Here is a 22,135-nt window from a genome sequence, read left to right on the forward strand (position 1 = left end):
TCCTTACGGATAACCGGGCACGTCTCGGATGATTCCCATTCTTCTTCCCCGAATGATGGCTTCCGATCTGGAATGAACTTCCATCTTTTTGTAGATCTTTTCTATATGTCGGCTCACCGTATGACTGGAAATGTCCAGTTCGTCCGCGATGTCGGGAAACGTCATTCCTAACGCGACGAAGTTTAGAATCTGAAGTTCCCTTTCGGTCAAACCCAGAGTGTTTAAGATCGGAGGATTTTTTGTTTCCTCTTTTTTTGTAAACTCTCGTATGATTTTATCAGCGATCCTCGGGGTAAGAGGGGCTCCGCCTAACACGATCACTCTGAGTTCCGCGAGAAACAAGGCCGGAGAAGTATCTTTTAGAAGATAACCGGACGCTCCTCCCTGAATCGCTTCCACGATCTTTTCCTCGTCTTCAAAGACCGTGAAGATCACATATTTCGTGTTAGGCGTTTTGTCCTTGAGTTCACGCAGACATTCCAGCCCGTTTGTTCCGGGGAGCCCGATATCTAAGATGACGATATCGGGAGCTTCGTCCGGAAGAGAAGAGATTGCGTCCTGCGCGTTTGAATAGTGTTTTAAGAATTTAAGATCGATGGATTTGGAAAGTAAGTCTTGGAGATTGAGGGCCGTATGAAGATTGTCTTCAATGATAGAGACAGTGTGAGTTGTCTGAGTTTCTTTAAGATCTTCGGGTTTGACCATCGGCCTGATTCTTTGGATCGCTTCCGATCGGTAAATTATTTTTTCTCTCTTGATACCGTTGTTATACAATTTATCCGAGAGAAGGTTTATCTCAAGGGCTTACGACAAAATCGCTGGCTCTTGAAGTAAGCGAAGCCGTATCGAAGTATTATTTAAAGAATTCGTTCCATTCTTCTTTTGCTTTTTCCCATCTGCGTTTGCGATCGTCTTTGTCTTTGATCTTTAGATAGAGTCTGGGTTCCGCGCCGGGAAACGTGATTCTTACTCTATGTTCGTGAAGGACTTCGACGAGAATGGTTTGTTTGTTATCGGAGGCGATTTGGTAAATGACTACACTTTTCATCTGCAAGGGAACGGAGCCTTGTCCGAGATTGGCGACGCCTTTTCTGAAATCGAGTTCTACGCAGTCCACAGGTTTGTGCCAAGTATCGCAGAACCTTCCCTCGGGAGGAGGAACCGGTTTCAAACCGCAGGCGATCAAAACAAACAAAATGGAAAATAAGAATGTCAAACTGAACATTTTTGGAAAAGGAGAGGAAGTCGTTTTAAATTTCATTTCGTTTAACATTTTCTCGGAATAAAAAATCTTATTGTTCCGTTTCCAATTCGAGATTGAGTTTTGTTTTGAGAGTCGGTTTTTCTTCGATAATTTCCCTGGCGAGTTTTATGATTTCATCCTTTCTTTCCCCGGCTTTTGGAAAAAGTTCTTCGAGGATCGTGATCGATTTTGCGTGGAGATTTTGAAGTCTGAAAATTTTAGCTTCCAAGATCCAAGATCCGGTCGTAATAAAGTCTTCGTTTTCGTTTCTCACTTTCCGAATAAAATTCAAAGAAGAAACATACTGCCCAGCGCGGAACTCCGAAAGTCCCGTTAAAAAGTGGGCTTCTCTTTCCGTGAGAAGAATGGAACCGGTGGATTCGGGACTCGCAAGATTCTTCTTTAAGAATTCCGTATCTCCCGAAAGGGAAGCTCCTAAAAGAGAGATCCAAGTATAACCCGTCTTAAACTCCGGGCTGATTTTGTCATAGGGAATCGAGTTCAAAAGACTCGTGAGAGATTTTCGAGAAAGGTGTTGTTTGATCGTTTCACCAAACGCGATCATTACCTCGTTGTCCGGGTTCTCCTTTAACGAGGGATCGATCGCTTTGGCGCGAAGTCCGTTGCGATACATTTCTTCCAAAGTCGGAAGATAGGAACCGTCCTCTTTGAGGAAGTCATTAAAACCCGAGTAAGAAAGCTTGACTAACGTGCCGGAATCGAAAGAAAAACCGTTTAACAAAAAAGAATAATAATTTCCTAATGCGCTGTAATAGTATCCGAGTTCATCCGTTGGATTTGCGGTTACGTAGTCCTTTGCGGCGCTCTGAAAATTCTTGACCGAACTTTCCTCCAGATTTCCGGAAAGAATTTGTTGCTGAACGTTCTTTCTTTCCTTTTCCAGAAGAATTTTTCGATCTCCTGCGAAGAGATTCTTTATATCCTGCCGGAAAAAAAATCCAACCCCTCCTAAGGTAATCAAGAGGAGCGTAAGAATATACGGTTTATAACTGGTTTTCTTTTTGTAACTCTTCAGGCCGGACTGATACAGCATAATGCGTCCCAGTTTTTACCCGCCTATCCAGGGTTCACGTATTTTTTGAATTTGCTTCAGGCCCTAAAACTTGACACTGAAGGCCCTCCTGATTCCGTTGGATCTATGCCCTACGATTACGATTTTGACGAAGAGTTTGAACTGGAGACCGGAGACGAGGAAGATGCTACGGATGAAGACGTTGTAACGTTTGCATGTGAGGATTGCGACCACCGCTGGGAAGAAGAAGCCTTTGAAGCGGAGGATTACGGTCCTGAAGGAGCGATCTGTCCGATGTGCGGTTCGGCGGCAGTAATCGAACTTTGAAAAATACCCGGCCGGTTGGGCAGTTCCAAAAGAATTTTGCCTCCCGGCTCCTCGGGTTTGTTCTCATACTTTTTTTTCTCTCCCCTCAAAAATCCGTTTCTTCCACAGATTTTAGCGACGTTTATGATTTTTACAAAAAAGGGAACTATGATACCCTTGTGAAAGTGTCTCGTTCTGCGCTTCGAAAAGAAGAAGTGGACTATCGAATTCTTCTTTTGTATACGGCCGCAGAGAAAGATCCGGAAGAGATCGATAAAACTCTTAGGAGTATCTACGAAAAAAAGGATTCTCATCCCGGAATTTTTTATAACTCCGTATTTTTATTTTTGGAACGTTGTCTGGTCTTGGAGGACGAGTCCGCCGGAATCCGTTGGGGAAAGATTTTTTCGGAACAGGGAGCGGCTTCGGTGCGTTATGCGGAAGGGCTCTATACGTATGCTTGCATCTTATTTGAAGCGGGAAAATTTCCGGAAGCAAAGCAGGTTCTTTCCAAATTGAAAGAATGGAAATCGACTGAGAAGTTGAACAAGAAGATCCGGATCTTAGAATTGAGCATCGATAAAAAAATGGAGGCACAGACATGAAACTACTCAAAGTGCAAACTGGGAAACTCAAGGGTAAGTCGATAGAAACTCCTCCTGCGATCGCCGGGAATATGAACTTCACTCCCGCGGTGATCAAAAAATCCGTCTTTGACGTGTTAGGTTCTCTTGTATTAAAAGGAAGATTGATTCCGGAAGACGCCGCGTTTATCGATTTTTTTGCAGGCTCGGGTCAGATGGCGCTCGAAGCCGTAAGTCGGGGATTCGCAAGGGTCGTTTTATACGAACTCGCCTGGGAAAGATCGGATAGTCTGCGAAAGTTATTTGATAAGATCGGAGGAACGAGGGAAATTTTTCGAAAAGACGTATTCCGTTTTTATGATAAACTCGATATCCCCGAAAAATCAAAGGTCTACTTTTTAGATCCGCCGTATTCTTTTTGGGACAAGAAGAATGAAAAATTGAAGAATCTCGTGGAAGCCCTTTTGAAGGAAGAATCTACGGTAGTCGTCTTTATACAATCTCCGGTTTCGCCGGGTTGGCCCGATTTTGTAACTCGAAAGTTTGGAAAGAATTTTTTGACTTATAAATTACGCGGAGTGGAAACTCCCGACTTGGAATCGGATGAAGGCTCTGAGTTGGAAGAATCCGAATCGGAAGATTGACTTCTGGATAAGAATGTTTTGCGTTTACTAGGGACAATGTCGCATAAGCTGATCCACAAGTTGGAAAGCCATTGAGAATCAAGAAGGTTTCAATTGGGGTTTTGCAGGAGCTCCTACATTTGAGACTTTTTACTTGAAAAAGTTTGATTTTATGATAGAGAAAAATCACCCGAATTTTTCCACCCCCCGCCCCACCACCCTAGATCGGGGTGGGGCTTTCCTTTCACGGAGGATTGTCGTTGTTACGACAAATTCTTTCAAAGGTTTCAGTTGACTTGCGGGGAACAATGGGATGGGAGTTTTATACAAGTAGGGCCTATGAAGATCCGCTTTGAGATTATTCTTGCGAAAATTGAGAGGCAGATGGGAAAAGTTTATATTATAAGAATAAAATATTATGATTATCGAATATTTCGATGTTGAAAAAACTGAAGTTCAGCCTATAAATTAACTTGCAGAAGAATTCGAGTCCCGTTTGAAGTGAAACCGAACGGTCTTTTAAAAAAGAATCAAAGAAAAAAATCACCTTGGAACAAATTCGAAACATCCTAAAAGGCGCTTCTCTCCGTCGTTATCTCCGGTTCTTTACAATCGGAATGGGGATCTCTTTTGTAACTTTGATTCTCAATTCTTCTTTTCAGATCATGGGAGTCGATCTTTCCGAATTTAAGTCTCTCTTTTTGTCCTTTCTTCCTTTGTTTCTGAAAGACTACGTAGGAACCTTGATCGCGAGTGGAATCCTATTTTCGACGATCGCTCTGCTTCTTTTTGGAGTCGACGTTGAAGGTGAAAATACCAATCGACTTTCCCCCAAAGAAGAAATCCTCGTCTTTGGCGTTTTTGTTTTTTTACTCTGGCTTCACTCCGTCATTTTTTATCCACAACTCTATGGAGAATTTTTCTTCTATCGATTTTCGTTTTTTCGTTTCTTTCAGTTTTTTTTGACGGACTGGATTCCTCCTTTTGTTCCGCAGGTGATCGCATTGGGATTGTTAGGTTGTCTTGTCGCCCGGAGGATTTATTCTTTGGCGACTCGGAAAGAATGGAAACTTTTGAGTTATTTTATCTTATTTTGTATGTTTGTATTTTGTTTTCATTTTTTAGGCAGCGTCTTGGGGATCTGGATCGTTTCCTGGATATATTTAATTAGTATAATATTCCAAAACTATAAACTGTCTCAGTTTGTTTGGTTCGGAGTTTTTCTCGTAGCTCTGGGAATTTCTTGGAACGCAAGGGATTCCAAACAACAAACAGGAAAGCTTGTTTCCAAAAAACTTCCGAACATTCTCATTCTCAGCGCCGACAGTCTGCGTTACGATAAGATGGGTTATTCGCAGGGAAAAGAAGGACTTACGCCTAACATTGATTTATTGGCAAAAGGCTCGATTCGTTTTCAGGACCATCACACAACGATCCCGAGGACGTTTCCTGCCTGGGCGGATCTTCTCACGGGACAACCGAGTTTTGTTCACGGGATCCAGGACATGTTTCCGGATGCAAAGGATCGGGGCGGTTTAAACGAGAATTCTTCAAGAACACTTCCTCGAATTCTCGGCGAACTCGGATACGAGACAAACGTAGTCTCTTCTTTCGCGGGCGATATATTCCCACGCGCAAATTGGGGGTTTCAATCCGTCGAGGCTCCGATCTTTCACGCGGGAACTCTTACGGCTCAGAGAATTTTAGAATCCCAGATTCTTCTTCTTCCGATCTTGACCGGTTCGCTTCCTTTTGCCGGAGAATATTTTTCTTCCCTAAAGGGCCTTCCGAGCTTGGGAGACGATTCTAAAATTCTTCCCAAACTTTTGCCGAGGCTCAAAAAAGGAGAACATCCTTTTTTAACCGTATTCTTTTCTTCAGTTACACACTTCCCTTTCAGCCCTCCGTATCCGTATTATAAGAGTTTCACGAATTCCGAATATTACGGAAAGTTTAAGTATTTCAAGTTTGTGGACCCGAGCGATTCTTCCGCGTTAAAACAAGAGGACGAGGATCAGATCAACGGACTTTTTCAGGCTTCCATCGCGTCCTTTGACGAATCCGTCGGAAAAATCGTCGCGAAGTTAAAAGAGGAAGGAATCTACGATTCCACTCTGATCGTTCTTACCAGCGATCACGGAGAATCTCTTTTCGAAGCCGATCACAGTCACGGACACGGAGAACACCTTAGAGGAGAAGGAGTCACACACATTCCGCTTCTTATTAAATATCCTTCCGGCGCCGGAGCCGGAAAATTGTTTTCGGGAATCAGCAGTTCCTTGGATTTATTTCCGACTCTTCTGAATTTTATCTTAGAAGGGATCGAAGATTCTCCGGTAAAAAAAGTTCTTCAGGGTGAGATTCAAAATCGACCGGGAAGGGATCTTTCTTTTGCGTTTCAATCCTCCTCTTGGAAGGATATACGTTCGGTTTACGGAGAGACTGGGATTTGGTTTAGTGATCGAGGAAATCATTTTTTTCAAAAGCAAAGAATCTTTTACCCGAACATTCTTCAGCTTCATTCGATCGAAACGGGAGATCTTCCTTTTATTTCCATCGGAGATTCTTACGCGAAAGAAAGCGTGATCGTTTCTAAACACAGAATGTTTCAGAGTGAAACCCATAAACTCATCTACATTCCTTCGGAAGACGGCGTTCTCTGGGCTTGTTATGATCGAATCCGCGATCCTTGGAATACAAAGATTCTTCCCGTCTCCCAATGTTCTTCACTCAAGGACTCTCTTCACTCGTTTCTTCTCGAGTCCGGAAAATTTAAGAAAGCGGGGGAGTATTTGCTCCCCTTGTCAAATTGATGCTTGAAGGAAAGCGGTGAACTAAAAAGCTGTACTTTCAGTATGCCTAGAAGAGAAGATATCCGCACTGTACTCATCCTGGGTTCTGGTCCGATCGTAATCGGTCAAGCATGTGAATTCGATTACTCCGGGACTCAAGCCGCGAAGGCCCTGAAAGAAAAAGGGATCCGCGTCATTCTGCTCAACTCCAATCCGGCCACCATCATGACGGATCCGGATCTCGCCGACGCGACTTACATCGAACCTATGACGGTTCAAGTCGTTCAAAAAATTCTTGAGAAAGAAAAGCCGGACGCGATCCTTCCCACGGTCGGAGGTCAGACCGCACTCAATCTCGCCTTGGCTTGTAACAACGCCGGGCTCTTAGAAAAATACAATGTAGAATTGATCGGCGCCAAAGTGGAAGCCATCAAAAAAGCCGAGGACAGGGACCTTTTCAAAAAGGCGATGGAAAAGATTGGCGTGAGAGTTCCCGCATCCGGTCTCGCAAACAATCTCAAGGACGCAGGCGAAATTAAAAAAAGCCTCGGCCTTCCTCTCATCGTTCGCCCCGCTTTTACTCTGGGTGGAACCGGAGGAGGGATCGCCTTCACCGAGGAAACTTTTGAGGAAGTCGTCTCCAGAGGTCTCAAAGCGTCTCCTATCAGTCAGGTTCTTTTGGAAGAATCCGTTCTCGGGTGGAAAGAATTCGAACTCGAAGTGATGCGAGATCTCGCAGACAACGTAGTCATCATCTGTTCGATTGAAAATATCGATCCTATGGGAGTTCACACGGGAGATTCCATCACCGTCGCTCCGCAACAAACCCTTTCCGATAAGGAATATCAAAATTTAAGAGATATGTCCATCGCGATCATCCGTGAGATCGGAGTCGAGACGGGTGGATCCAATATTCAGTTCGCGGTCAACCCTGAAAACGGGGACGTGATCGTAATCGAGATGAATCCTAGGGTTTCCAGATCTTCGGCCCTGGCTTCCAAGGCGACCGGATTTCCGATCGCAAAGATCGCGGCTCTTCTTTCGATCGGTTACACGTTAGACGAAATTAAGAATGATATCACCCGTGTGACTCCTGCGTCTTTCGAACCTTCGATTGATTATGTTGTGACCAAGGTGCCTCGTTTTGCTTTTGAAAAGTTTCCGGGCACTGACGATACGCTCGGCGTTCAGATGAAGGCGGTCGGAGAAGCGATGGCGATCGGTAGAACTTTTAAAGAAAGTTTTCAAAAAGCCCTTCGTTCCCTCGAAACTGATCGTTACGGTTTCGGTTCCGACGGATACTTTCAAGAATTATTATATGCAAGAAGTTTAAATGTGGGTCAGAGAAAAGAATGGATCGACTCTTTTCTAAAACGCCCGAACGATAAACGTATTTTTTATATCAAACTTGCATTGGACGAAGGTTACACCGTGGATCAGATCCACGATCTTTGCAAAGTGGATCGCTGGTTCCTCTGGCAGATGGAAGATCTTCTCAAGCTCGAAAAAGAATTTTCTGAAAAGGGAAATTCTATTCTTCGTAAGATGAAACGGGCCGGCTTTGCAAACAGACAACTCGCATTCTTAAAATCCAAAAAAGAAATTTTGGAACTTTTGGACGGAGGACTTCGGGTCGACCTCAAGAAGATGGAGATTCAGAATCTTCTCAAAAAATCGGAAGAAGAAATCGAAGCCGAACTGGATTCTTCAAAACTTCTTCCCGTTTACAAACGGATTGATACTTGCGCCGGAGAATTCGAGGCTTATACTCCGTATTTTTATTCTTCCTATGACGAGGAAGACGAGTCCGATGTGACTTCCGCTAAGTCCGTTATGATTTTAGGCGGCGGTCCGAATCGGATCGGTCAAGGAATCGAATTTGACTACTGTTGCTGTCAGGCTTCTTACGCGCTTCAGGATTTGGGAATCGAATCCATCATGGTCAATTCCAATCCGGAAACCGTTTCCACAGATTACGATACTTCCGATCGCTTGTATTTCGAACCTCTTACCTTAGAAGACGTTTTTAGAATCTATCAAAACGAAAAACCGGAAGGTGTGATCATTCAGTTCGGAGGACAGACTCCTCTGAAACTCGCGAAGGATCTGGAAAGAAAGGGTGTTAAGATTCTCGGAACCAGTCCTGATTCTATCGACCGCGCCGAAGATAGAAAACGTTTTGTTGAAGTATTAGAAAAATTGAAACTGACTTCGCCCGAAAGCGGAATCGCGACTTCGATGGAAGAAGCGAGAGCGATCGCTCAGAAGATCACATATCCGGTTCTTGTTCGTCCGAGTTACGTTCTTGGCGGAAGGGCGATGCTTATCATCAACGAAGAGAAAGAGTTGGATCGATACATGGAAAAGGCGGAAGAGATTTCGAAAGATAAACCGCTTCTGATCGACTCTTTCCTGGAAGACGCCATAGAAGTGGACGTGGATGCGCTCTGCGACGGAAAAGAAGTTTTTATCACCGGAATCATGGAGCACATCGAAGAAGCGGGAGTTCATAGCGGAGATTCCGCTTGTGTGCTTCCTCCTCAAACACTTTCCAAAAATATAATGAATGAAATTCGTTCCGCGACTGCGGCGCTCGCGCTGGAATTACAAGTCAAAGGTCTGATCAACATTCAATACGCGGTTAAAAACGAGGTCCTTTATATCATCGAGGTCAATCCGAGAGCTTCCAGAACCGTTCCTTTTGTTTCTAAAGCCCTTGGGCATCCGATTGTGAAATACGCGACTCGGATCATGATGGGAGAATCTCTGAAGAGTCTGCCTCTTCCGAAAGAGATGGCATTCTCCCAAGTTTCCGTAAAAGAAGTGGTTCTTCCGTTTAATAAATTTCCGGGAGTTGATACGATTCTAGGACCCGAGATGCGTTCGACCGGAGAAGTGATGGGAATCGCGGCGACCGCTGGAGAAGCGTTTTTGAAATCGCAGTATATGGCCGGGGACGAACTTCCTTCTCAAGGAACCGTCTTTGTAAGTATCAACGATAAGACGAAGTTGGAGCTACTTTCTTATATCAAAGATCTTTCCGAGCTCGGATTCAATCTGATCGCGACTTCGGGAACTCATAAGTTTTTATCAGACAACGGGATTCTTTCTTCCAAGATCAACAAAGTGTATGACGGAGTGTTTCCGACCGCTTTGGATTATATTCGGGAGAATAAGATTCATCTCATTATCAACACTCCTCTTTCCAGAGTGACGAGAGACGATAGCTTTACGATTCGTCAAGCTGCGATTCGTTTTAAGGTTCCTTGTCTAACGACGTCTAACGCCGCTAAGGCGCTCATCAAAGGTATGGTGGAGATGAAGAACAAAGGATTTACGATCCATTCTCTTCAAGAAATTCACACGATGCCGAAGATTTTTTGAGGACGGAAATTCTACCGATTCTACTTGAAACGGACTTCAAGTCCGTTTACGAGCAATTTTTCGATTGAACTTCGTTTGCCGGAAGATTGAAGCTAACTACGATCTTCCGGCAATTTATTAAAGAGAATTCAATTTTTCTCTCAGGATTTCGATTCGTTTCCGATTCACTCCAAGATCCGATTTTCCAAGACGAGAAGCCGATCGAACGTGAATCGTAGGCGTGCTAGGATCGAACAAAAATTCCACGTCGTCCACGAATCTCCAGATCAAACTCGTAAATTCCACGTAGAGATAATTCGATTCTTCTTTTATGATCTGCGTTCTTGCGATTTCGCCTATCGCGGCTTTCAACTTTGCTTTTCCTTCCTCGGGAGTTCCTTTGTAACTTAAGGGCTTGATGCTATGTTCGGCGTCCGCTTCGGGAACGATGCTACTCACACAGTTCGGAGTTCCCGGACAGGACCCCAATTTTCCGTTCTGTAATCCGAGAGTCACCGGTCTGGTACCGCTGCATTGAATGAAAAAGGCGAGTGTGATGGCAATAAAAAGGAAACTTCCATTCTTTCGGGAGAGAAAAGGGCCCGTAACAAAAAAGAAATTTCTAATATAATCGGAAGCGTTTTTCAGCTTACGCGTGTTAGATTCTGACGGTTTTGAAGGAAAGGGGGTTGCACAAGATTGTAAAAATAGTCTATTTTTCATAGGGGAAGAATAACAGGAAAATCAAAATATGACAAAGAATTTTAGGATCTTTCTGAAATTTCTTATGACTTTCTATAAAAAATTAATTTCATGAAATAAATAGGCTTTCAGTCTAAGTCCAAACCTATGTCTCTCCTTGAATCCGAAAAAGTTCCCCTGGGAAGTTTACTGCCATCCTTTCAGTTGCCAGATCCGACTGGGAAGGTTTACTCTTCCGATGCGCTTTCCGGTTCCACGGGCCTTTTACTGGTTATAACCTGCAATCATTGCCCTTATGCCCAGGCGATTTGGCCCCGCCTGATTCGGTTTGCAGGAGAGATTCTTTCCTTGGGAGTCAAGACGGTTGCAATCAATCCGAATATTCGTCCCGATTATCCGGAAGATTCTCCGGAGGCGATGCTCACAAAGATTCAAGAGTGGGGGATCACGTTTCCCTATCTCGTGGATGAAAATCAGAACGTTGCGCGAAACCTAAAGGCGATGTGTACTCCTGATATCTATCTCTATGACGGCGATCGGAAGTTGTTTTATCATGGTAGAATGGACGACAATTGGAAGAATGAAAAACAGATTTCCAGGAAGGAACTCGAATACGCCGTTCACCAACTCGTAAAAGGAAACCCGCCTCCGATCAATCAATTACCCTCGATGGGTTGCTCTATCAAATGGAAGGAATAATCTCTTGCCCGCAATAACACCCGATCATACCCCAATCGCCGCCGAGTCGTTCCAAGACGCAGAATTCTTAACGGAACACTATCGAGAAATCGAGGCCAAAACTTTGGAGCATTTCCGCGTAGAATTTAGAAAGAATGAAAACGCTCTAGAAAACGTTCCCACCGCAGGACTTATTCCTTACTTGAGAAAAAGCGGAGAACTCTATCAAGATTGGAGAATTCTAAAAAAGAATCTTACGGAAAAATATTCCGAACTTCAGAAAAGTAGAAACTTAGAATACGAACTCATCTACAGAAAACTGGTTGCGGATAAGAATCACAAGACGAAGTCGAATTCTCTCATCGGCGATATCTTTCAATCCGTCGTAGACGGCGTTTTAAATACGGTTTATAATTGGTTTGATTCGGAGAAAAAGGTGGAAACTCCGGCTCCCGTAAAAGTTCAACCGAAGTCCGCACAAGACGACGATCTTAAAAAACTCTATCGAGAAATGGTTCAGAAAAAATTAAAAGAAAGGGACCGGAGTTTTTCATCCTTTCAAGATCTGTTAAAAGAATCTGCGCTGAACTGGAATCAATCCTATCGAAAAAAATTCCACCAAAGTCTCGCTTCCACGGTGAAAGAATTGGAATCGTCTAAGGCTAGTAAGGCGGAGATCCTAAATTCTTCCAAGTCCGCAAAAAAATCCGTTCTCAACTTTCATGATGAAGACAAGATACAGAAATATTCAATTTTTATGATAGATTATTTTTACAATCGTCTTCTTAAAAAAGAACCGATTGCGGAATTAAAGATGGTAATTCCCGAAAAGACAGAAGTCGCAAAAACGGAAGAAACGAAAAAAGTGGAAACCAAAAATGTTCCACTGATTCCGAATCCGACGAGAACGGAAACTGAAACTCAAAAGACCGTAGAAAGAATCGTAACCGAATCCGTAAGAGAACCTGAAAAGGTCGTGTCTTCGAAAAAAAATTGTCCGATCACGGATCTTCCCGATCATCTCATCAAGGAATGTTATGCGGATTATTTGATCGTGGACGTTTCCACGCGAGAGAAACGCCTCGAACTCCATCGAATTCGTTTGAGCAAAGAAAATCAAAACACAAGAGCCGAGGCCATTGAGTTTTTTAGCCAGTGTATCAACAAGGATTCTTCAGTTCTTCCTTTGGCCGAATCCGTATTAAAACGACACAACATTACAAAAGAAGAAGAATCTAAATTGAATGAGATGATCAAAAGACAGAAAGCCTGTAAGTAATCAAACCTATAGAGTTCCTACTTTTCAAAAAAATCTTGTTCTCTGAAGAATTCCGACTTCAAAAGATGATCCAAAAAACCGCAAGATCCTGATTCCAACGAAATTGTGCGACATAATCGCAAAAGGGAAGAAGATAATTTAAAAAACCATCAAGGAATTCTGGGAAAGATCGATTTTAATACTGCGGAGCTCAGTATGAATATTTCAGGTGATCTTTCCATATCAGAATACAAACCACAAACGCGCGTAACGGAACAGCCTCTTAGCGTGTCCTCACTTTCCGGTTTGATCGGAAAGAATTCCTTTATGGATCTTATGAAATCGCTTCAGGGATCGGCGCAAAAAGGATTGGATGAAACGCTCTCTGGAATTCAAAGCGCTTTCTCTAAAATAGAAACTCCTGAAAAAAAAGAAGAAACAAAAGAAGTTCCCAAAGAAGAATTAGAATCCAAAGAGACATCATCCTCCACTGAAATATCCGAAACAGCAAAGAAGGAAGATGCAGCGGAAGAAGAGGAGGAACTCGACGCCTCGGAAGAATTGTCGAACGTTTCCGTTCTCCCGTGGTTCCTCGTTGCGGACGCGAAATCCGACGAAACCGTAGATCCGAAAATTGAAACCGAAATATTAAACGAACTCGAAGCGGAGATCGTCGCGGAAGCATCCGTTTCCGAACTCGATTCAAAACCGCTTTCCACGACCGACTTGGTCCAAACCCTCTTTTCAAAGGAAGAATCCTCCGAATTGTTAAACGAAGCGGCTCTGGAAGAAACGATCGAGACTTCATCCCTTGTTCAAGAGGAGTTGTCGGATTCTCCCGTCAAAACTCTCAAAGAAAATAAAATCAGGTCCGAACAAAAGGAAGAAGTCTCTCTTGAAAAAGAATCCAAATTTTTCGAGCCGGAATCTCGTTCGGTCGAACAAACATCCAAAGATTCAAAGGAGAATGTAAAAAATTCTTCACAAAAAGAAATTTCTTCGAAGCTTTCGGAAGAAAGTAAAATAGAAGTCGCGAAAGAACAGGCTGTAGATTCCGAAAAATGGAAAATCAGCAGAGATAAAAAAACGGATTCTTATCTTCAATTGAAAACTTCCGGAAGAGAAGAGATCAAAACCGCAGTCCTCAATCAATTCTCCGAAAATTCTTCCGGAAAATCGGGACAAGATCAATCTTCACGCGGAGGATCCGGAGATTCTTATTCTTCCTTAGTCAAAGGTTCCTCGGCGCCTAACGTAGTAGGACGCGAAATGCCGGGTTCCGCCAAAGATTTTTCGATCTCGAAAGAATCGCACGTTCTTTCTAAAAAAGACATTCAACAAAATTTTCAAAACCTCATTCGCTCCGCAAGAGTTCAGATTCTTGATAATGGAAAAACGGAAGCGAGCATTCGTATGAATCCGAAAGACCTCGGTCAGATGTCTCTTTCTCTTTCTACGGATAAGGACGTCGTTCGAGGGAAACTTTTGGTAGAATCCGATTTCATTAAACAACAGTTAACCGCCGAACTCGCTAACCTAAAACAAGAACTCAAGGCGAACGGTCTCGAACTCGAATCCCTTGTCATCGAAGTAAAGGAAAGAGAAGAAGCATTTGCATTTAACGCGGACTCCGAAAAACAAAAACAAGATTCTCATTCTTTTCAAACCGCTTTCGGAGACGAATGGAACTCCGATTTCAAAAATTCTTCTTGGGAAGAAGATGAACTTTCGCTAGAAGAAAATTCTTCCGAACCTCATGGTTTTTCCGAAAAAACCGAAGGGAAAACAGAGAAACTGCTCGATCTGAAAGTATAGGCCTCGGAGGAAATCATCATGCCAGAAACAGCCGGCGTAAGCCAACAAGCGACGAGAGATCATTACCTCGAAGGAGACAGAAGTTTCAAAATCCGGAACCACATGGAGAATTTGGAGAAGGAAGAAAAGAACGGTCTCAAAGGAATCGAAATTCGTTCCACAGTAAAGTCTCTCGGTAAGGATGATTTTTTAAAACTTCTCATAACTCAACTTTCATCTCAGGATCCTACCAATCCCGTCAAGGATCAGGATTTCATCGCACAGATGGCGCAATTCTCTTCTCTCGAGCAGATGAACAATATCTCCACCGGAATTCAGAAGATGGGAAACCGTCAAAGTTTTTCTCTCGTTGGAAAACTTGTCTCCGGTCCTGATTTCGTAAACGGAGAAAGTATCGCGGGTATCGCGGGCGCTCTCTTTTTCGACGGAGAAGGGAAAACATTCGTTCGCGTAAACGGAAGATCCATCGACGTTGAACAGATCACTCTGATCAGCGATCCGACCGTTCTCAAAGAACAGGAAGCCGCTTATAACCAGGCTCAGGCTCAGACAATGGCTCCGGCTCCACAAGCGGCGCCTAACGCAGCACAGGGTAAATCGGAATCGAAAGAGGTTTCTTCCGAAACAACTGTACAACCACCGGAACTCAAAGACAAAACGTCCGCGGAAGAAAAACCTTCCGACTGGAAGTTTCCGGGCAAAGACAAAAGCAATTCATACGAATAAACAAAGGATAATCGAGGTAACAGCTTTATGATGAGGTCACTCTATTCCGGTGTATCCGGACTTAAAAACCACCAGGTCCGAATGGATGTCATTGGAAATAACATCTCTAACGTCAACACTCACGGTTTTAAAACCGAAAGGGTTACGTTTCAAGATATGATTTCACAGGAACTCCGCGGAGCTTCCGAACCGAAAGAAAATATCGGAGGTGTGAACCCGCAACAAGTTGGTTTGGGATCTTTGATTGCAGCAATCGATAAAATCATGACTCAGGGATCTCTTCAAACGACCGGGAAGAATACCGACGTTGCGATGTCCGGAGAAGGATTTTTTATCGTTAAGGACGGGGACAAACAATTTTATACAAGAGCCGGCGCTTTCAACTTGGATAAGAACGGCTACTACGTGAATCCAGCTAACGGACTCAAGGTGCAAGGTTGGAATTCACGACTGGACGACAAAGGAAATAAATTTATCAATTCTTCAGCCTCGATCGAGGACATCGTGATTCCAGTTTATTCTAAAGAACCGGCGAGAGCTACTTCTCAGATCGACTTTAAATCCAACCTGAATTCTTCCGTACCTGCTGTTCCTCCGGATGCGACTCAAGAAGAAGTCACTGCAATGATCAACGATCCGGATCCTAAGATGAGAAGAGGTCACGTGACCACTATCAAAACTTTCGACGATCAAGGGATCCAGAGAGAATTCAAGATGGAACTTTATAAGGTTCGTGATAACACTTGGAAAGCTCGTCTGAGTCTTACAGACGCGACTCAACTTTCAGTCGACGTTGCCGGAACCGGAGGCCAGAACACACAACTTCCGGGTAACACCGAGATCGAACTCGGATTTACTCCCGACGGAAAACTCGTCTACGTTTCCGACGGAACGGATTCGATGAACACCGGTAAGTTGAACGCGAAGGTTTCCTTTAGAATTCCGGGAAATCCCGCAGTTCAAAACTTCGACCTGAATCTCGGCGAAGCCGGAATGGTCGATGGAATCACTCAGTTTTCCTCCGACTTTACGACCAAAGCCGTAAAACAAGACGGTTACACGATGGGTTATTTGGAATCTTTCTCGATTGATAATTCCGGAACCGTAACCGGGGTATTTTCAAACGGAGTTCGTCAGCCTCTTGCAAGGATTGCGACTGCCGTTTTTAACAACCCTGCCGGTTTGGACAAAGCGGGAGATACTATGTTCGCCTATTCTATGAACTCCGGGGAACCTAACATTGGTGAGGCGGGAGTTCAAGGAAGAGGAAAAATCAACGCAGGTCTTCTTGAAATGTCTAACGTAGATCTTTCCGATCAGTTTACCGATATGATCGTAACTCAGAGAGGATTTCAGGCGAATTCGAGAACGATTACGACTTCGGATCAGATGATCCAGGAAGTTTTAGGTCTCAAACGTTAAGAATCCTTTAACAATTTCTTCTTAGGCTGAACCAAAACGGCTTAAGAAGAAATTTCCTTTCTTTGGAGAATTCTCCAAAACATTGTTCAATTTTTTCTCATATTGCCTTTTCTAGAATAGGTTTTCTCTCGAAATCCGAATTTTCAAAACATTTCATTTCTTAAATAACAGTTAATTTTTTTTGACGTATTTTGGGAAAAATTCTCTTTCCACTATATTTCGCGTATGGTTTCATTGGTTCCTGGAAAGGATGAGTCAGAAGTTCCCTAAATACATAATCACGGACTCACGTTCAATTGCCAAAAGACTCATTCCGGTGGCTTCTCGTTTAGAAGTTCAATTTTTGGAATTAAAAGATTTTTTCGAGTCCGAATCCATCCGTGATTCCATCGGCTTTATAAACGTTATCTTCTATCTAACGATTCCTACACTCAAAGAACATCAGAGACAAATTCATAAGCAGTTCCAGAGTAACCCTCTGATTCTCAGTCGTTTTATTCTGAACGATAACCTCGATTATACGGAATCATCGGATTTGAAAATCGAAGACGATTTGATTTTCGCAATTCTTCCGGAGATTTCCTCGGACGTCATTTTAAATAAGACGATCCTCAACGCATTCACTCAAATTCAGATGATCACGGATCAATTCGATCTTCAACACAAGGTCAATACTACAAAATACGAAATTTCAAAGTTGACTCGGATCGGAATCAGTCTCGCAGACGAGAAGGACTTTAATAAACTCCTGAGAGAGATTATTTTTAGCGCGAGAGAGATCTCGGTGGCCGACTCGGGCTCCCTTTATCTGGTTGAAAAAGACGAGCTTGGATTTATAAGAAATTTGAGATTTAAGATTTCATCGATGGATATCGATACGGAAGAATTCTTACTTCCTATTAATAAATCGAGTATCGCCGGTTATGTGGCGGCGACCGGAAAAATTCTGAATATCCCCGACGTGTATGACCTTCCCGAAGACGCGGAGTATACGTTTAACAGTAATTTCGACGTTCTTTCCAATTATCATACGAAGTCAATGCTCGTCGTTCCCATGAAAAATCATAGGAACGAAGTCGTGGGTGTCATTCAACTTATCAATAAAAAACGGAACTTTAATCAGAAGCTGACTGTGGATCAGATGAAGGGAAAAGATATTCTTCCTTTTGACGATTATTCCGCCCAGCTCGTTATGAGCGTAGCGGGCCAAGCCGCCGTTGCAATTCAGAATAATAATCTTTTGCAAGAGATAGAAACGCTCTTTGAGGGATTTGTCACTGCGTCGGTAAACGCGATCGAATCTCGGGACCCGACTACGAGCGGTCATTCCTTTCGCGTGGCGCTGCTTACGGTGGGTCTTGCGGAAATAGTGGATCAAGTCGGAGACGGAAAATACGGGCATATCAAATTCTCCAAAGAACAAATCAAAGAAATACGTTATGCGTCATTACTTCATGATTTTGGAAAGGTCGGAGTTCGAGAAAAGGTTTTGGTCAAATCCAAAAAACTGGAAGACTACGAGCTTGAGTTGATTCGATGGAGATTTCAATATATCAAAAAAGATATCGAGTCAAGAATTCTCCAAAAGAAAGCCGATTATCTCAAAAAACACGGAGGTGCGGGGTTTTCCGATTATGAAACTTCTCTGGAATTCGAGCTTCAGGTAGAATATCAAAAACTAGATCAGATGTTTCAGATCGTGATCGATTCGAACGAACCTTCTATTTTAGAAGAATCTAATTTTCAAATGTTGGAAGAGATCGCAAAAGTGAATTATTCCACGACTGCGGGCGAAAGTCTGAATCTTATTTCTCCGTATGAATTCGGTTTTCTCACGATCAAAAAAGGTTCCTTAGATTTTGCGGAGAGAAAAGAAATTGAATCACACGTGGAACATACGTTTCAATTTTTGAGTAAAATTCCTTGGACCGGGGACTTAAAAATGGTTCCTTCCATTGCTCACGCGCATCACGAAAAGCTGGATGGGACGGGTTATCCGAGAGGTTTGGCGGGAGATTCGATTCCGGTTCAATCTCGAATCATGACAATCTCCGATATTTTTGACGCCCTCACGGATAAAGATCGTCCTTATAAAAGAGCGGTTTCCTTGGAAAGAGCATTAGATATTTTGCACATGGAAGCCCGTGATAACCACGTCGATCCGGATCTACTTAAAATTTTCGTAGAAGGCAAAGTCTACGAACGACTTTCCAATTCCGGATATCTGCGTTAGTAGCGTTTCAATCTACTTTTTTCAATTTGAGTTTGAATGTGGTAAATTCTCGCGTTCAATATTAAGAATTTAATATATTCCTATTTACCCTTGTTTTTATCGCTGATTCGTTGCGCGATTACGACGATCGGTGGAATTACAAGTTCAGGAACGAGATAACCAAGCCAGAGTGCCGCGGGCTCGGGCAAACCGACAACGCTGATGGAAACGAGCCTTCCGACCGCCGCGAGAAATACTCCCAACGCGAGTAAGTAGACCAAAACATTTTGTTTTTGTATCGTCCAAGCAGTCCAGCCGCTGATAAGGCCCGTAGAAAAATAGACTCCCGCCATAAATCGATGCACGTTATCCAACCTCGGAGTCGTCGTAGGCTCGCCGAGATACATTTGTAAAGCCCCGCCAAACATTGCAATGAATGCCACAAGAAACAAACAAATTTGGACAATACGTTCACTCATCGATAAGGAAGAATCTGATTTCATTCCAATAGAATCCACCTTCGATGACTCGTTGTCAAATGCAAAATCTGCCTGATAGGAGACATCTGATTTCTTAGGAATTGTTACTTTCGAATTTCATGTTATTCTGTTTGATCTTTGTCGATTCTTTTTATTTTCCTTCTTGTAAGGGAACGGTTTTTAGATAAGTGTTTTCGCATTGCGATCCGAGTTTGCAATCGAACTTGTTTGACATTTATGAATTCCAAACATTGTTTTGGTTGAAAGCGGGGAACTGTGCGTTTATGCGAACTTCGTGTAAACGACACAAAATCATTTTTAGCTGATGGAATCCTCCTGAGCTCACGAATTGATTTTCAATTTCTTGCAAACCTTTCGAAATTAGAACTTCTCTCAATCAGGTTGTCTTTGTTTATCGGGTAATGGTTATGTCTTCAGAAAAAAGTTGAAGTTCGCATTAGCGGAAAGTTCAGCAAAAGATTTCACTTTTTCGTAATTGCAACAATAGGTTATTTTCGAGAGTGATTAAAGTTTATAAGAAGTTCGTATAAACTTCAGCGTAAGTAGTTAGAGCTTTTCGGTAGATTTTGTCTTATCTTGTAATAGTTCCTTTTGATCTCCGTTTTTTTTATCCGAGTTTATCTCTGGTTACATAAAATCTCTAAGTTCTGAAAGGTATTTTTGAGATGTTCTATTTTTTTCTTTTTTACACAAATCAAGAAAGTAAAATCGGACGCCCTTAATCTTTCTTAACAGATTTAAAGTTTAACAAATCAGTTTCATAAATGAGCATTTTTCCCTGTGTTACCTTGAGAGAGTCCTTAAAGTAATCAGCGATTTTTTTATATGCTTCTATTACTTCGTCTCTTCCTTTTGCGAGTGTTTCCAGCTTGATCATTAAGATAGCGTCGTGAGTGTAACAACTTGTTAAAGTTTCATAGTCTTTTTCATTGATCGTTTTGTCTGCTTTTGATATTTCTTTATGAATTTGGCGGTCCAACGTCCGCTCTATAAGATAAAAAACCGGTAAAGTTGCTATTTATCATCTGGCCTAACGATGAATTGAGATCAACGGAGTCCGCATATCGAAAGGTTAACGTTATACGTCGCTAAGCCGTTCTAAACCTATTCATTCCATCTCACGAAATAGATTCACGATCCGCGCAGATGGATGTTGTCTTTACAAAAAACAAGTCGGAGTGTAGCGGTAAGGCCGACTCATTACGAATGCTCTTACCGCTGACAATAGATTTCTTAATATCCGAAAGATCGGGTTCGTTCCGATTGAAAATTCAATGACGAAATTCTTACTCGCCAACAATCAGGATGTTGGCGGCATCTTTTCAAATTTTGGCAGTGACGGATCGAGGTGGTCCCAAGTATAACCACGCATAGCGTAGGTCACAACCTGCGACTTGAATCGATTCGGATCATCGAGACTTGCAGCGTGCACAGTAAAAAGTTCCGGCATTCCAGAGAATGTCATATACACCGGAGAGCCGCACTTTGAGCAGAAGCCGCTAGTCTTGATACTGCCACTGTCGCCGACCATGTTAAAGTGCGCGGCCTCGCCAGTAAGCGTTACGGTTGTCCGGGATGGAAACGTCAGATAGGATCCATGGCCTGTGCCACTCATCCGCTGACAGTCTCGACACTGGCAATCATTCATAAATATCGGTTCATCGGAAATGTTATAACGAATTGAACCGCAAGCGCAGCCGCCGGAGTAGGGATTCGGATGATTCATCTTTGTTTTCCTTTGTAGAGTTATAAAAAAGATATATTCAAAATCTTGAAATCATTTGATCACGAGATGTGTTTTGCTAAAGCGCGACCTGACTCCAGAAATGTTTTGAGATTGGAGAGAACGCCGGGCCAACCAATGGATATTCCCGCGAACATTTGAGGATCTAGATCTTCGTGAGTAACAACGAGACGAACTAACCCCTCTGCATATGGTTCAATATCAAATGTTACCCGCGAATGTTTTGATTCTTCTTCAACTTCCTTCGGCCTGGCCCATGTAATCACAAGACGACGAGGGGGATTACTTTCGACAACCTTGCCTACGATGTCGATTGTCCGTTCGTCATCCAGGCGCTCGTGCCTCCATTCCGAACCGGTTTCCCAATTCGAAACGTTTATGTGCGCCGGATTCTTAGCTAATGGATCGAGCCAATATTGGCGTGTTATTTCCGGATCAATCAATGCACCCCATACTTTCTCCGGTGTGCTGACTATGTAAGTGACATAGACGAAACTAGGCTTTTCCATCGTTCTCTCCTTCGAGCTGCGTTTTCAGGTCGTGTAAAAATCTTAAGCGATTCTGTTCAAATTTTCTAACCCAACGTTCATAGACCTCGTAAATCGGTACTGGGTTAATGAAGTGGAGTTTCTCTCGACCCTTCCAGACAACCGTTACCAGAATCGCATTGATTAGAATGTCTATGTGTTGTGTCGCTGATTGTCTCTGCATATTCAACTGTTCGCAGAGAGCTGAAAGAGGTTGGCCGTTGTTGGCATAAAGAAGATCGAGAACTTTTCTGCGACTCGGGTCAGCCAACGCCTTGAACACCTTGTCAACCGCTTCCATTTCTTTCGACATAATGAAAACAACATGCAGGTAAATACCTGCATGTCAACTCAAATTTTAATTTTCAGGCGGGATTCTCTAAACCCCATTAAAAAGGCGATTTCTGAGTATTTATGAGGATCGGCAGATGATCGCCTTGGAATTAGTTTTGAAAACTTTCCTTGCAGAATTGAAACTAATATTTAGTCACATTTCTATCTCGATTTTGAAGTCAAAGTTTAGCTTTGCCTATTGTTAAACGAAGTTCGTATAAACACCGCTGGACCGATTCTAAATCGAGTTCGTCGTTTCAGACAAAATTCTTTT

20 protein-coding genes are annotated in these 22,135 nt (G+C 42.9%); 11 read left to right on the top strand and 9 right to left on the bottom strand.

Annotated elements, in window-relative coordinates; genetic code table 11:
• Positions 1–3: 3 nt before the first annotated feature.
• The 3 genes from A0128_RS05115 to A0128_RS05125 all read right to left on the bottom strand — a co-directional run bounded on the left by A0128_RS05115 (position 4) and on the right by A0128_RS05125 (position 2,297).
• A complete protein-coding gene (locus A0128_RS05115; RefSeq protein ID WP_069609133.1) occupies positions 4–705 on the bottom strand; it encodes a response regulator in 702 nt (233 codons plus the stop codon).
• Positions 706–853: 148 nt separating this feature from the next.
• Positions 854–1,225 carry an LIC12806 family lipoprotein gene (locus tag A0128_RS05120; protein ID WP_427854342.1) on the bottom strand — a complete coding sequence of 124 codons (372 nt, stop codon included), beginning with the start codon at positions 1,223–1,225 and terminating at the stop codon, positions 854–856.
• A 67-nt stretch (positions 1,226–1,292) separates the two neighbouring features.
• Positions 1,293–2,297: a hypothetical protein gene (locus A0128_RS05125; protein ID WP_069606523.1), complete on the bottom strand. Its 1,005-nt coding sequence runs from the start codon at positions 2,295–2,297 to the stop codon at positions 1,293–1,295.
• Positions 2,298–2,402: 105 nt separating this feature from the next.
• Here A0128_RS05125 and A0128_RS05130 point away from each other — a divergent pair, with 105 nt between their 5' ends.
• The 5 genes from A0128_RS05130 to carB all read left to right on the top strand — a co-directional run bounded on the left by A0128_RS05130 (position 2,403) and on the right by carB (position 9,965).
• A complete protein-coding gene (locus tag A0128_RS05130) occupies positions 2,403–2,603 on the top strand; it encodes a hypothetical protein (RefSeq protein WP_069606524.1) in 201 nt (66 codons plus the stop codon).
• Positions 2,600–3,187 (top strand): hypothetical protein, encoded by a 588-nt coding sequence (locus A0128_RS05135; RefSeq protein ID WP_069606525.1) that lies wholly within the window; start codon positions 2,600–2,602, stop codon positions 3,185–3,187. The genes A0128_RS05130 and A0128_RS05135 overlap by 4 nt, the downstream gene beginning before the upstream one ends.
• On the top strand, positions 3,184–3,810 hold the full coding sequence (locus A0128_RS05140; protein ID WP_069606526.1) for an RsmD family RNA methyltransferase: 627 nt from the start codon (positions 3,184–3,186) through the stop codon (positions 3,808–3,810). The genes A0128_RS05135 and A0128_RS05140 overlap by 4 nt, the downstream gene beginning before the upstream one ends.
• Before the next feature lie 527 nt (positions 3,811–4,337).
• Positions 4,338–6,602: a sulfatase-like hydrolase/transferase gene (locus A0128_RS05145; protein ID WP_069606527.1), complete on the top strand. Its 2,265-nt coding sequence runs from the start codon at positions 4,338–4,340 to the stop codon at positions 6,600–6,602.
• Between the two features lie 42 nt (positions 6,603–6,644).
• The gene (carB, locus tag A0128_RS05150) at positions 6,645–9,965 is read left to right on the top strand and encodes a carbamoyl-phosphate synthase large subunit (protein ID WP_069606528.1); all 3,321 of its coding nucleotides are present in this window, start codon (positions 6,645–6,647) and stop codon (positions 9,963–9,965) included.
• 117 nt (positions 9,966–10,082) lie between these two features.
• On the opposite strand, the gene A0128_RS22330 is transcribed toward carB, so the two are convergent.
• Entirely contained in the window at positions 10,083–10,460 is a 378-nt protein-coding gene (locus A0128_RS22330; protein ID WP_245667204.1) for a DUF1499 domain-containing protein, read from the bottom strand.
• Positions 10,461–10,793: 333 nt separating this feature from the next.
• Here A0128_RS22330 and A0128_RS05160 point away from each other — a divergent pair, with 333 nt between their 5' ends.
• The 6 genes from A0128_RS05160 (at position 10,794) to A0128_RS05185 (ending at position 18,778) form a co-directional block, all read left to right on the top strand.
• Complete coding sequence (locus A0128_RS05160) at positions 10,794–11,345, top strand: thioredoxin family protein (RefSeq protein ID WP_069606529.1); 552 nt, start codon at positions 10,794–10,796, stop codon at positions 11,343–11,345.
• 4 nt (positions 11,346–11,349) lie between these two features.
• On the top strand, positions 11,350–12,603 hold the full coding sequence (locus A0128_RS05165) for a hypothetical protein (protein WP_069606530.1): 1,254 nt from the start codon (positions 11,350–11,352) through the stop codon (positions 12,601–12,603).
• 195 nt (positions 12,604–12,798) lie between these two features.
• Positions 12,799–14,397 (top strand): flagellar hook-length control protein FliK, encoded by a 1,599-nt coding sequence (locus tag A0128_RS05170; RefSeq protein ID WP_069609135.1) that lies wholly within the window; start codon positions 12,799–12,801, stop codon positions 14,395–14,397.
• 18 nt (positions 14,398–14,415) lie between these two features.
• Entirely contained in the window at positions 14,416–15,123 is a 708-nt protein-coding gene (locus tag A0128_RS05175) for a flagellar hook capping FlgD N-terminal domain-containing protein (protein ID WP_069606531.1), read from the top strand.
• A gap of 27 nt (positions 15,124–15,150) precedes the next feature.
• Positions 15,151–16,545, top strand: a complete 1,395-nt coding sequence (gene flgE / locus A0128_RS05180) for a flagellar hook protein FlgE (protein WP_069606532.1) — start codon at positions 15,151–15,153, stop codon at positions 16,543–16,545.
• A gap of 250 nt (positions 16,546–16,795) precedes the next feature.
• On the top strand, positions 16,796–18,778 hold the full coding sequence (locus A0128_RS05185; protein WP_069606533.1) for an HD domain-containing phosphohydrolase: 1,983 nt from the start codon (positions 16,796–16,798) through the stop codon (positions 18,776–18,778).
• 80 nt (positions 18,779–18,858) lie between these two features.
• Here A0128_RS05185 and A0128_RS05190 read toward each other — a convergent pair whose 3' ends face one another.
• The 5 genes from A0128_RS05190 to A0128_RS05210 form a co-directional block, all read right to left on the bottom strand.
• Complete coding sequence (locus A0128_RS05190) at positions 18,859–19,260, bottom strand: DUF4345 domain-containing protein (protein ID WP_069606534.1); 402 nt, start codon at positions 19,258–19,260, stop codon at positions 18,859–18,861.
• A gap of 715 nt (positions 19,261–19,975) precedes the next feature.
• Positions 19,976–20,236, bottom strand: a complete 261-nt coding sequence (locus A0128_RS05195) for a Cif family virulence factor (RefSeq protein WP_069606535.1) — start codon at positions 20,234–20,236, stop codon at positions 19,976–19,978.
• A gap of 321 nt (positions 20,237–20,557) precedes the next feature.
• Positions 20,558–20,983, bottom strand: a complete 426-nt coding sequence (locus A0128_RS05200) for a GFA family protein (protein WP_069606536.1) — start codon at positions 20,981–20,983, stop codon at positions 20,558–20,560.
• A 59-nt stretch (positions 20,984–21,042) separates the two neighbouring features.
• Positions 21,043–21,510 (bottom strand): SRPBCC family protein, encoded by a 468-nt coding sequence (locus A0128_RS05205; RefSeq protein WP_069606537.1) that lies wholly within the window; start codon positions 21,508–21,510, stop codon positions 21,043–21,045.
• Positions 21,497–21,841 (bottom strand): ArsR/SmtB family transcription factor, encoded by a 345-nt coding sequence (locus A0128_RS05210; protein WP_069606538.1) that lies wholly within the window; start codon positions 21,839–21,841, stop codon positions 21,497–21,499. Before A0128_RS05210 ends, A0128_RS05205 begins: the two co-directional genes overlap by 14 nt.
• Positions 21,842–22,135 lie beyond the last annotated feature (294 nt).

Origin of the sequence: Leptospira tipperaryensis (assembly GCF_001729245.1) — a bacterium.
Lineage (GTDB): Bacteria > Spirochaetota > Leptospiria > Leptospirales > Leptospiraceae > Leptospira > Leptospira tipperaryensis.